This is a genomic window from Flavobacterium antarcticum DSM 19726 (assembly GCF_000419685.1).
Classification (GTDB): domain Bacteria; phylum Bacteroidota; class Bacteroidia; order Flavobacteriales; family Flavobacteriaceae; genus Flavobacterium; species Flavobacterium antarcticum.
This window is the reverse complement of record NZ_ATTM01000001.1, coordinates 547,953-560,926: the sequence shown is the minus strand read 5'-3', so window position 1 is coordinate 560,926 and position 12,974 is coordinate 547,953. Positions and strand designations below refer to the sequence as shown.

Here is a 12,974-nt window from a genome sequence, read left to right as displayed (position 1 = left end):
TTTCAAAAACACTCCAAAATTACGGCACTTTTTTTGTTACTTTACGGCAAATATCTTCCTAAAAGCAGGCTTTTTAACATGCATTTAAAAAAATTATCCCTTTTCAATTATAAAAATTTTTCCGAAATTGATTTCGATTTTGACCCTAAAATCAACTGTTTCGTGGGGAAAAATGGCATTGGAAAAACTAATGTGCTTGACGCCATTTACCATCTCGCCTACGGCAAAAGTTATTTCAATCCTCTAGCGGTTCAAAACATTCGCCACGGGGAAGAATTCTTTGTCGTGGATGCTGAATTTACCAAACAAAACCGAACCGAACAGATTTTATGCAGTTTAAAGAAGGGTCAAAAGAAAATTTTGAAGCGAAATGGAAAAGTCTACGACAAGTTTTCAGACCATATTGGTTTTATTCCACTCGTAATTATTTCGCCGGCCGACCAAGATTTAATCATTGAAGGAAGCGAGACCCGTCGAAAATTTATTGACAGCGTAATTTCGCAATTAGACCGAAGTTATTTACAGCAACTCATTCAATATCAAAAAATAATCAGTCAGCGAAATGCTTTGCTGAAATATTTTGCTTTAAATCATGTTTTCGAAACGGACACGTTGACTATTTACAACGAGCAATTGCAACATTTAGGACAAACTATTTTTGAAAAAAGAAAAGAGTTCCTCGAAGCTTTTATTCCAATTTTCACCAAACACCATCATGCGATTACCGGTTCTGCAGAAAAAGTGCGATTGGTGTATGAAAGTAGTTTGCACGAAACGAATTTATTGCAATTACTAGAACAAAATATCGGTAAAGACCGCGCGTTGCAATATACAAGCGTCGGTATTCATAAGGACGATTTGTTATTTGAAATTGACGAATATCCGATAAAGAAATTTGGTTCGCAAGGCCAGCAAAAATCGTTTTTAATTGCGTTGAAATTAGCCCAGTTTGAGTTTGTCAAAAAAGAAAGTGGTGAAAATCCGATTCTGCTTTTCGATGATATCTTTGACAAATTGGACGAAAGTCGTGTCGAGAAAATCATTAAAATGATTGACAACGAACAATTTGGCCAACTTTTCATTTCAGATACGCATCCCGAACGCACCGAAAACATTATAAAATCAACGAATCAGAGTTATCGAATATTTAACCTTTAACTCGACAGAAATCATTATTTTTACCTTTTAAAATTTACAAAATTATGAACTACTTTAAAATTATATTAGCGGTATTTAGTTTCACTTTATTTTCTTGCCAAGGCCAAGAATCAGCTAAAGTTGAACAATTAGATGCGAAAACCTTTAGCGAAAAAGTAACAAGGAATGGTGAAGTGCAACTTTTAGACGTTCGAACGCCAGAGGAATTTAGTGACCAACATATTTTCAATGCGAAAAACATCAATTGGTTTGATTCTGATTTCGCAGATAGAGTTGCTGTACTGGACAAATCAAAACCGGTTTATGTGTATTGCAAAAGTGGTGGACGAAGTGCGAAAGCATCGGCAAAACTGTCAGAAATGGGTTTTACAAAAATCTACGAATTAGATGGTGGAATGATGAAATGGAATGCCGCAGGATTATCAAAACCAAGTACGGAAACCATCGGAATGACGCAAGACGATTTCAATAAATTATTGATTTCGGACAAAAAAGTGCTGATTGATTTTTACGCTGAATGGTGTGCTCCTTGTAAAAAGATGGGTCCGTATTTAGATAAAATGACTACAGAAATGGCCGATAAAGTAACCATTATTCGCATTGATGCTGATAAAAATAAAACGTTAGTTGAGCAAATGAAAATTGACGGCTTACCTACATTATTACTTTATGAAAATAAAGAATTGAAGTGGAAAAACCAAGGTTTCATAAGTGAACAAGATTTGATTAAAAAACTTTAAGATGCTTTCAAAAGATTCTTTACAATTCATCGATGATTTAACGGCAAACAACAACCGCGATTGGTTTGTCGAAAACAAAAGTCGGTACGAGAAATTCAAAGCCGATTACCATAATTTAGTAGCTGCATTTCTAGCAGAGATGAAGCCATTAGATCCTTCTTTGGAATTATTAGAAGTTAAAAACTGTACTTTTAGAATCAATCGAGACATTCGTTTTTCAAAAGACAAAACACCGTATAAAAATCATTTGGGCGTTTGGATGTCAACGGGTTTTAAAGGCTCAAATCGAGCGGGATATTACATTCATCTTGGCAAAAAAGATAGTTTTATCGCAGGAGGACTTTACGGTCCTGAAGCTGTCGATCTGAAAAAAGTAAGAAAAGAAATTGCTTTTTTCTACGATGATTTAGAGGAAATTGTACAAGAAAAATCATTTAAAAAAATCTTTGGAGGTTTAGACCAATCGAACAGTTTGAAAAACGCACCAAAAGATTACGACAAAGAGCATCCTGCGATTGCATTTTTAAAATTAAAAAGTTTCACTGCTACACAGAAAATAAATTATACAGACGCTACTCAACCTGATTTTGTAAAGAAAACGGTGGAAAAACTCATTCTCTTAAAACCATTAAATGATTTTATCAATCGCGCTTTGGCAACTGAAAATTAAATAATGCAAAAGCGAAAAATTCTCTTTTTAGGAGAAACCTATCGAGCCGATGCCATCACTTGGATGAATGGCTTGAAGGAATTTGGCGATTTTGATATTGTAACTTGGGAACTTCGAACTTCTAGTAAAAGCAAAATCAAACGTTTATTCCGATTTGCAGAATTTTATACCGCAATTTTTAAAATTCGACGAATTATAAAAAAAGAACGTCCTGATATGGTAATTGCGGAACGAACCACCAGTTATGGTTTTTTAGCCGCAATTTCTAGAATGCATCCCATAGCAATTGCACAACAAGGAAAAACCGATTTGTGGCCTGAAAACTCGATTTCGATTCCCTTAAAAAAATTCTTACAGAATTACGCGTTCAAAAAAGCCGATTTAATTCACGCTTGGGGTCCAATTATGGCTTCCCACATGAAAAACGTGAATGTCGATATGAAGAAAGTATTGGTTTTACCAAAAGGAATTAATTTAGAACATTTTCAATTTAAAAATGCGCCAGAAAACACGCAAAAAATAACCGCAATTGTCACGCGTTCTTTATTACCTGAATACCGACACGAAATTATTTTGAAGGCTTTCGCCAAAATCAAGCAGCAAAATATTGATTTTAAATTGACCATCGTAGGTGATGGAACTCAGCAAAATCGGTTAGCAGAATTGGCACAAGAACTAATGATTTCAGATGAAGTCATGTTTTCAGGAAGAATTGATAATTCCATTTTACCGCAACTATTGCAGCAATCTGATTTTTACATCAGTATGCCGAATACCGAAGGCGTTTCCGCATCTTTATTTGAAGCGATGGCGTCAGGTTGCTACCCAATTGTAACCGATATTGAAGGAAATCAGAGTTGGATTCAACACCGAGAAAACGGACAATTAGTAAAAGTAGACGATGCGGATCAATTGGCAACTGAAATAATTTGGGCTTTTGAAAATCCGAAATACCGAGAAAAGGCAGTTTCACAAAATCGAGCCTTTATTGAAAAACACGCAAATTACAGTGTGAACATGAAAATTATTTCAGACAAATACCACCAACTCATCGTTGATTTTCAATCTAAAAATTAAATTTATTTTTACTTCAAAAGCAGTTTAAATAGGTTAAATTTGAACCGTAAAATTCACATGCTATCTTATGGAACTTCTTGCTAATTTTTCTTTAAAAAACCACAATACTTTTGGCATCGAGGCAAAAGCTAAAGAGTTTATTGCCGTTCATTCAATTGAAGAATTGCGAAAAGTATTGCAGGAAAACGCTTCCAAAAAGAAATTTATATTGGGCGGCGGAAGCAATATGTTGCTAACGCAGGACATTGATGCTTTAGTGATTCACGTAGATTTAAAGGGAAAGAAAATCCTTAAAGAAACTGAAAGTCACGTTTGGGTGGAAAGTCAAGCAGGCGAAAACTGGCATGAATTTGTATTGTGGACTTTGGAACACGATTTCGGAGGATTGGAAAACATGTCTTTGATTCCGGGAAATGTAGGCACGACACCCGTACAAAACATTGGTGCTTATGGGACAGAAATTAAAGATACGTTCGATTCCTGTGAAGCGATGGAAATTGCTACACAAGAAATGAAAACCTTTGTGCATTCAGAATGTAAGTTTGGTTACCGTGAAAGTATTTTTAAACAAGAAGCGAAAGATCAGTATATTATTACTTCGGTGGTTTTTAAATTGACGAAAGTAAATCACACTATTAAAACTTCGTACGGCGACATCATCGCTGAATTGGCAAATCAAAACGTTACAAATCCAACGTTGAAAGACGTCAGCAACGCGGTTATTGCCATCCGGAGAAGCAAACTTCCTGATCCAAAAGAACTGGGGAACAGCGGAAGTTTCTTCAAAAATCCGATTGTTTTAAAAAGTGATTTCGAAAAAATACATCCTAAATTTCCGGGCATGAAATTTTACGAAGTTTCAGAAACTGAAGTGAAAGTTCCTGCAGGTTGGCTCATTGAACAAGCCGGATTTAAAGGAAAACGTTTTGGCGATGCTGGAATTCATAAAAATCAAGCGTTAGTTTTAGTCAATTATGGTGGAGCGACAGGTCAAGAAATTTTAGCGGTTTCTCACGATATTCAGCAAACCGTTTTTGAGAAATTTGGCATTCGTATTGAAGCCGAAGTGAATGTCATTTAAGCAGTAAGCAACACTTTTATCGCAAATAATTTTACCGATTATAACAGCAAAATAGCCTGTTTTAATTGGCAAAAAAAATGTTTTTTATAACCCTATTTTTACAAGAAAGTTTTACCTAATTTTGCACCCGATTTTAATAGGGTAAAAACAACATGATACTAACTGTACTTTTTTGGATTTTTGTAGCTGTAGTCGCAATTCAATTTTTGTATTACATAGTGGTTTTTGGAAAGTTTTCCTTTGTGAAAGCCAAGAAAAACAATCTCAAAAAGATTCCTATTTCTGTAATTGTTTGTGCGAAAAATGAAGCAGAAAATGTTACTAAATTTATTCCATTATTAATTCAGCAGAACTATCCTGATTTCGAAATTATATTAATTGACGACGCTTCAAGCGATGCAACTTTAGATATTTTTGAAGCCTACGAAAAAGAGCACGCCAATGTTAAGTTGGTAAAAGTCGTAAACAACGAAGCTTTTTGGGGAAACAAAAAATTTGCTTTAACGTTGGGAATAAAAGCAGCAACAAAAGAATATTTACTTTTTACAGATGCGGATTGTTATCCCACTTCTCCCAACTGGATTGCCGAAATGAGTTCCCATTTTACGATGCAAAAAACGATCGTTTTAGGGTATGGAGCTTATGAAAAAATACCGAAATCATTTATAAATAAAATCATCCGTTTTGAAACAGTACTTACTGCGGTTCAATATTTTTCGTGGGCGAGAATAGGAAAACCGTACATGGGAATTGGCCGAAATATGGCGTACAAGAAAGAGGAGTTTTTCAATGTAAATGGATTTATTGACCACATGAAAATTCGCTCAGGCGACGATGATTTATTCATCAATCAAGCCGCAACTCGCAAAAATACCACCGTTTGTTATACATCAGATAGTTTCACTTATTCAGAGCCAAAAACGACTTATAAGGAATGGTTTACACAAAAAAGAAGACACGTTTCAACGGCAACTTTTTACAAATCATTTGACAAAATGCAGTTGGGCCTTTTCTTCCTGACGCAATTACTCACTTTTATATTGCCTATCATTTTACTTGCATTCCAATTTCAATGGATTGCAGTAGTTAGTTTAGTTGCTTTTAGGTATTTATTTTCGTGGATTTCACTTGGCTTTGGAGCCGGAAAATTAAATGAAAAAGATGTGATGTTTTGGTATCCAATTATTGAAATTGTCCTTATCTTCACGCAACTGAACATGTTTGTCACCAATCTTTTTTCGAAACCAGCACATTGGAAATAAAAAAACAAATAGAAAAAGCGAAAAATGGCGATCAAATTGCCTTTACGTTTTTGTTGGATTATTATTGGAATGAAGTCTACGGTTTTATGCTCAAACGCACTGAAAACGAAACCGACACGGACGACATTACCATCGAAACTTTTGCGAAAGCATTTGACAAAATCAGCACCTACAACCCTGAATTTCAGTTTAACACTTGGTTAATTGCAATTGCAAAAAACGTACACATCGATTTGTTGCGCAAAAAAAAATCGTCTCTATTCGTAGAAATTACAGACGAGGAAGATTATCAAGCCTATAATGTAGCAGATACCACTCCATCAGCTGAAGATGAATTGATTACGGAACAAAACTTATCGCAACTGCTGCAATACATTAAACAATTGAAACCGCATTACCAGGAAGTGATTCAATTGCGTTATTTTCAAGAGCTTACTTATCAAGAAATTTCAGATAAAATTCAAGAACCCTTGAGTAATGTCAAAATCAAATTACTTCGTGCTAAAAAATTGTTAGCTGAAATCATTAAAGACCACCGTTAGGCTAATTTGGAGCGAACCGCTTGGGCTTTTTCAGCAATCCATATTCGCATCATCCTTCCAGCTCTCCCGAAAAAACGGGAGGATCTTCCCTCCTGCCGCGGCTATTTAATTATTTGTATTATTTTAAACCTTTTAACAATAAATACAATCACAATTGCGTTAAAAGAATAAACAATCCATACGTCATGAAACACATCTACTTTAACCCTAATTTATTTACATCATGGCAAATCAAAGTATCTACAGCGAAGAATGGATTGACGTCGTATTTGAAAACCGCAACAAAGAATACGGTGCGTATCAATTGCGGCATGAAAATCCAAAAACCACTTTAAAAGCATTAGGAATTGGTGTTTTGTTACTGACTTTTTTAGTTTCAATTCCAATGATGATGAATCTTTTTGGAACAAAACCAACGGCAACTGCTTCAATTCCTGAACTGGTAACACCACTTGTAATTTCACCCGTAATTTATCCTCCAAAAAAAACAGATACGAAAGACCTCTTTCCTCCTTTAACTCAGAAAGAAAATAAGAAACCAAAAACCGATATAAAAAAAGAAAATCTAATTGATCCAAAAGTAACTGAAGCCGAAAATGCAGTCACAGAAATTGCTCCAAATGATGATCCGCAAGAAAATGATGTAGAGCCAATTGATGGTGCAATTTTAGGAACAGAAAATAGTGGCGTAAAAGGAGGAACTGCAACACCATCAGGAACTACTGAAAGTGGAACAAGTGGGGCTGACAATGGAAGCCACGTTGCCGCGGTATTAGACAAACAACCCACATTCCCTGGTGGAATGACCAAATTTTACAATTATGTGGCTCAAAATTTCAAAACTCCAGAGACAGAACTGGCCAACTCAATTAAGGTCTATGTTTCATTTGTGATTGAGAAAGACGGTACAATGACTGATATTCAAGTCTTGCGAAATCCCGGTTTTGGTCTTGACAAAGAAGCTATTCGTGTTCTAAAAAGCTTAAAGACCAAATGGACTCCAGGAATTTTAAACGGAAAACCCGTTCGAACCGCCTACAACTTACCTATTTTGATCAAGCAAAATTAGCAAAACCCAATTATAAATAGAAACCGCAAGAAACAATTCTCTTGCGGTTTTGTCTTTTACATAAGTCATGATTTAAATACATTTAACGACTTTTTAAAATCTATATCCTTATCTTTGCACTTTCAAAAAATGTATCTATGGAAACCGTTTTAGAATCAAATATACTTCCGACAGCAAAACCAAAATGGCTGAAAGTAAAACTACCAATAGGGAAAAAATATACTGAACTTCGAAGTTTAGTTGATAAATATTCACTGAACACCATTTGTACTTCGGGAAGTTGTCCAAATATGGGTGAATGTTGGGGAGAAGGAACTGCAACGTTCATGATTTTAGGAAATACATGTACCCGTTCTTGTGGTTTTTGTGGTGTAAAAACTGGCCGACCAGAAACGGTAGATTGGGACGAACCCGAAAAAGTAGCACGTTCTATTAAGTTAATGAACATCAAACACGCCGTTGTAACAAGTGTGGATCGTGATGACTTGAAAGATGGTGGTTCCATTATTTGGATTGAAACTGTAAAAGCAATTCGTAGAATGAACCCAACAACGACTTTAGAGACTTTGATTCCAGATTTTCAAGGAATTGAACGAAATATAGACCGGATTATAGAAGCGAATCCTGAAGTAGTTTCGCATAATATGGAAACTGTAAGACGATTGACGCGTGAAGTGCGAATTCAAGCAAAATACGACCGAAGTTTAGAGGTTTTACGCTACTTGAAAGCGAATGGAATCAACAGGACGAAATCGGGAATTATGTTGGGCTTGGGCGAATTAGAAGAGGAAGTAATCCAGACGTTACATGATTTACGCGATGCAAATGTGGATGTAGTAACGATTGGTCAATATTTACAACCCAGTAAAAAGCATCTTCCAGTCAAAGAATACATCACACCAGATCAGTTTGCGAAGTACGAAAAAATTGGATTGGAATTGGGTTTCCGTCACGTAGAAAGTGGTGCTTTAGTGCGTTCTTCATACAAAGCACAAAAGCACATTTTATAAGCACAATTATTGAATTCCATTTTCTAAATGAATACAAAAACAAAAATTGCCATCAATGGTTTTGGTCGAATTGGACGAAATTTATTCCGTCTTTTATTGAACCATCCCACTATTGAAGTTGTAGCAATTAATGATATCGCAGACAATCGTACCATGTCGCACTTAATTAAGTACGACAGCATTCATGGTGTATTACCTTACGAATGCAGTTATGATGACAAGGCTATTATCGTAAACGGAAAATCTTATTTTTTCTCTCACGAACGTGAACTTAAAAATTTACCTTGGAAACAGCATGCAATTGACATCGTTGTTGAATGCACCGGTAAATTCAAAACATTTGACGAATTAAATACACATATTTTAGTTGGCGCTAAAAAAGTAATTCTTTCAGCACCTTCTGAAGTGGATTCCATTAAAACCGTGGTTTTAGGTGTAAACGACCATATTTTAGACGGTACAGAAACGATTATTTCCAATGCAAGTTGCACGACAAACAATGCAGCTCCGATGTTGAAAGTTATTGACGAATTATGTGGAATTGAACAAGCGTATATTACAACGGTTCACTCCTTTACTACTGATCAAAGTTTACACGATCAACCGCACAAAGATTTAAGAAGAGCTCGTGGTGCCAGTCAGTCAATTGTTCCTACAACAACAGGTGCTGCAAAAGCATTGACAAAGATTTTTCCCGAATTTGAAGGAAAAATTGGCGGAAGCGGTATTCGCGTCCCCGTGCCTGATGGTTCGTTAACAGATATTACTTGCTATGTAAAAAAGGAAGTAACTATTGAAGAAATCAACGAGCGATTTAAATTTGCTGCTGAAAACCAACTTAAAGGTATTTTAGCGTACACCGAAGATCCAATCGTTTCTGTTGACATTATTGGAAACCAAAACTCATGTGTCTTTGACGCGCAATTGACTTCTGTCTTACATAAGATGGTGAAAATTGTCGGTTGGTACGATAATGAAATCGGTTATTCTTCCCGTATTATTGATTTAATTGAACGTATTTCTCCTTCGAAATAATAACGAAAATATAAAACAAATATCATTTCGTTATTTAAAAATTCCTTTTAACTTGCAGGGCTTTACTTAAACTAAAATTGATGATAGTACTACCCAAATTTATCAAAAATCTACTGCTCGTTATACTGTTTTTTTGTTTTTCAAATACTGCAGTTCAAGCCCAATGTGTTCAAATTGAATCTTTATTAGTTGCCGCTTGCGGAACCCCTGAAGGGCATAATGAAATGGTGCGTTTTAAGGTTGGATCTACAGCATTAAATGCAAACAATTTAACAGTTGAATGGCCTAGTAATAATGGTTGGATTAATGTAGTTCAAAATGGAGTTACATCGGCAAAGGTTGCTATTTTAAATAATAATATCATTTTGGCAGGAGGTTGTGGTTCATTGCTTGAGCCAGTAGGAGGAGTTTTACCTGCTAATGCAACTGTAATTCTAGTCACAAGTTATCAGTTTGACACAGAAGCCAATTCTTTTGGAGCTTTAAATGAAGATATTTATATAATTTTTCATAATTCCATTGAAAATTCGGGATACCTTACAAATAATTTTGGAACAACAAATGTTATGAGAACTGTCAAAATTAAATTTGGTGCAAGTTGTTCAGATACTGTAATATATAATAAAACATTGTTGACTGGAGGTTTTGGTGGATCTGTGAACTTTAATCCTGCTGGTGTTCCCACATATTATAATAATGGTTGTTCAGCACCTGTTCAACCTTTTACAGTTGATGCTGGACCGCCAACTTTAACAAAATGTGCAGGAAACGTTTTAAATTTAACAGGCACATCACAAGGCACTCAAAGTGTACAGTGGACGGCGACAGAAGGAAGTTTCAGTAGTCCAACAGCATTAATTACTACATATACCGTTCCTCCAACGGCATCTGGAACAATTACCGTGACTTTGACGGGAACGAATACTTGCGGATCAACAATTAGCGACTCGATACTCATCACCGTAAATCCTTCTGTAACTCCGGTATTTGCAATAAATAATAATTTGTGTAATGGTCAAGCAGCACCGATTCTTCCAACGACTTCAGATAATGGAATTGTGGGAACTTGGTCGCCAACGACGGTAAGTAATACAGCGAGTGGAACGTATCTTTTCACACCTAATACGAGTTCTTGTGCGAACACATATACATTAAATGTAACAGTTGGAACAGAAACAACAGTCCCTACTTTCAACGCTGTTGCTCCAATTTGCAACGGCGAAACATCAGCGGCTTTACCAGCAACTTCTACCAATGGAATTACAGGAGTTTGGTCGCCAGCTTTAAACAATACAGCGACTACAATCTACACGTTCACCCCAAATGCGGGACAATGTGCAACAACTGTAACATTGACCATCACCGTTTATTCAAACGTGACACCAACATTTAATGCAATTAATCCAATTTGCGAAGGCGATACAATAGCACCACTTCCAACAACTTCTAACAATGGAATTAGTGGAACTTGGCTACCTGCCTTAAACAATTCCGCAACAACAACTTACACATTTACTCCAAATGCTGGACAATGTGCTACAACTACAACGTTGACCATCATCGTTAATGCAAATGTAACACCTACATTCGCTGCAGTTAATCCAATTTGTGAAGGCGAAACGTTAGCGCCACTCCCAACTTCTTCAAACAATGGAATTACCGGAACTTGGGCTCCTGCATTGAATAACACAGCAACAACAACTTATACTTTTACTCCAAACTCAGGACAATGTGGAACTACCACAACATTGACGATTACCGTAAACAGCGGTTCTGTCACTCCAACGTTTAATGCAGTTGCTCCTGTTTGTCAAGGAACGACTTTAACAGCACTTCCTTCCACTTCAACAAATGGAATTTCAGGAACTTGGTCTCCTGCATTAAATAACAATGCAACAACTACCTACACATTCTTACCTAATTCTGGTCAATGTGCGACAGATACAACTTTAACTATTACTGTAAACCCAACTGTAAATCCAACATTTACGGCTGTAGCGCCAATTTGCGAAGGCGAGACCTTGAATCCACTTCCTACATCATCAACTAATGGAATTACAGGAAATTGGTCTCCGGCTGTGAACAATACTCTAACGACAACTTATACGTTCACACCAAACACGGGTCAATGTGCAACTATTGCAACATTGACAATTGTAGTAAACCAAATTGCAACACCAACATTTGTAAGCGTAAATCCCATTTGCGAAGGCGATAATTTAGCACCGCTTCCTACGACTTCTCAAAATGGAATTACAGGAACTTGGGCTCCTGCTTTAGACAATACAACTACAAGTACGTACACGTTTACTCCTACTTTAGGACAATGTGCAACAAACACTACACTAACTATTATGGTTAACAATGCAGGAGCAGTAACTCCAATTACGGGAAACAGTTCCGTTTGTATAGGTGAAGAACTACAACTTTCAAATGCAACTGCTAGTGGAACATGGAACAGTAATAATCCAAATGTCGCCACTATAGACGCCAATGGTTTAGTAACACCACTTAGTCCAGGTTTTGCTCAAATTGTTTACACTACAACCTCTCAATGCAACGCAAGTTATTTCGATATTACTGTTTACTTGCCGCCAAATCCACTATTAACTGATCAATTTATTTGTTTAGATCCAATCACAAACAACTATTTAAATTCAGTTAATTTGCAATGTGGTGTTTCAAATGCAGATCATACCTTTGAATGGACTTTGAACGGCCAACCTTTACCAACAATTACAAATCTTCATGTAGCAACAGAAATAGGACTTTATACTGTTAACGTTACCAATAACACTACAGGTTGTAAAGCCGAAGCTTCTGCAACTGTTTCCGAGTCTTCCATTGCTATCGCAGAAGCGACTGTAAATGAAGATTTTGATAAAAACCAAATCATCACAGTGACTGTTACAGGAGGTTCAGGTGAATACGAATACCAACTGGACAACAATTGGCCTCAAGCCAGTAACCAATTTGTAGTTTCGCAAGGAATATATACCATAACGATAATAGACAAAAATGGCTGCGGAATCAAGGTTTTAACGGTTTTCGCTTTAAACTATCCTAGGTATTTCACTCCAAATAACGACGGCTATAACGATACTTGGTTTATCGAGGGATTATCCAATCAGCAAGAAGCTCAGATTTTTATATTTGACCGTTTTGGCAAACTGGTTAAATCAATTAAGCCGTATTTGAATGAATTTTGGGATGGAACTTTAAATGGTTATACCCTTCCTTCAACCGATTATTGGTTTACCTTAAACTACATCAATAAAGATGGCCTGAATAATGAATTTAAATCCCATTTTTCTCTGAAAAGATAACAAA

At 36.2% G+C, this 12,974-nt stretch carries 11 protein-coding genes; all 11 read left to right on the top strand.

Features of this window, described 5'->3' with window-relative positions; all coding sequences use genetic code 11:
- Window positions 1-78 precede the first annotated feature (78 nt).
- The 11 genes from recF to YWA_RS15280 all read left to right on the top strand — a co-directional run bounded on the left by recF (window position 79) and on the right by YWA_RS15280 (window position 12,970).
- A complete protein-coding gene (gene recF, locus YWA_RS0102675) occupies window positions 79-1,158 on the top strand; it encodes a DNA replication/repair protein RecF (protein ID WP_022826951.1) in 1,080 nt (359 codons plus the stop codon).
- A gap of 44 nt (window positions 1,159-1,202) precedes the next feature.
- The gene (locus YWA_RS0102670; protein WP_022826950.1) at window positions 1,203-1,898 is read left to right on the top strand and encodes a thioredoxin domain-containing protein; all 696 of its coding nucleotides are present in this window, start codon (window positions 1,203-1,205) and stop codon (window positions 1,896-1,898) included.
- Between the two features lies 1 nt (window position 1,899).
- Window positions 1,900-2,568 carry a DUF2461 domain-containing protein gene (locus YWA_RS0102665; RefSeq protein ID WP_022826949.1) on the top strand — a complete coding sequence of 223 codons (669 nt, stop codon included), beginning with the start codon at window positions 1,900-1,902 and terminating at the stop codon, window positions 2,566-2,568.
- Between the two features lie 3 nt (window positions 2,569-2,571).
- Window positions 2,572-3,645, top strand: a complete 1,074-nt coding sequence (locus YWA_RS0102660; RefSeq protein WP_022826948.1) for a glycosyltransferase family 4 protein — start codon at window positions 2,572-2,574, stop codon at window positions 3,643-3,645.
- A gap of 67 nt (window positions 3,646-3,712) precedes the next feature.
- Entirely contained in the window at window positions 3,713-4,726 is a 1,014-nt protein-coding gene (gene murB, locus YWA_RS0102655) for a UDP-N-acetylmuramate dehydrogenase (protein WP_022826947.1), read from the top strand.
- 155 nt (window positions 4,727-4,881) lie between these two features.
- A complete protein-coding gene (locus YWA_RS0102650) occupies window positions 4,882-5,988 on the top strand; it encodes a glycosyltransferase (RefSeq protein WP_026718527.1) in 1,107 nt (368 codons plus the stop codon).
- Window positions 5,979-6,530 (top strand): RNA polymerase sigma factor, encoded by a 552-nt coding sequence (locus tag YWA_RS0102645; RefSeq protein WP_022826945.1) that lies wholly within the window; start codon window positions 5,979-5,981, stop codon window positions 6,528-6,530. Before YWA_RS0102650 ends, YWA_RS0102645 begins: the two co-directional genes overlap by 10 nt.
- 223 nt (window positions 6,531-6,753) lie before the next feature.
- Window positions 6,754-7,599: an energy transducer TonB gene (locus YWA_RS0102640; protein WP_022826944.1), complete on the top strand. Its 846-nt coding sequence runs from the start codon at window positions 6,754-6,756 to the stop codon at window positions 7,597-7,599.
- 137 nt (window positions 7,600-7,736) lie between these two features.
- The gene (gene lipA / locus YWA_RS0102635) at window positions 7,737-8,609 is read left to right on the top strand and encodes a lipoyl synthase (protein ID WP_022826943.1); all 873 of its coding nucleotides are present in this window, start codon (window positions 7,737-7,739) and stop codon (window positions 8,607-8,609) included.
- Window positions 8,610-8,636: 27 nt separating this feature from the next.
- Complete coding sequence (gene gap / locus YWA_RS0102630; protein ID WP_022826942.1) at window positions 8,637-9,644, top strand: type I glyceraldehyde-3-phosphate dehydrogenase; 1,008 nt, start codon at window positions 8,637-8,639, stop codon at window positions 9,642-9,644.
- Between the two features lie 80 nt (window positions 9,645-9,724).
- A complete protein-coding gene (locus YWA_RS15280) occupies window positions 9,725-12,970 on the top strand; it encodes a T9SS type B sorting domain-containing protein (protein ID WP_022826941.1) in 3,246 nt (1,081 codons plus the stop codon).
- The last annotated feature ends 4 nt before the right edge of the window (window positions 12,971-12,974 follow it).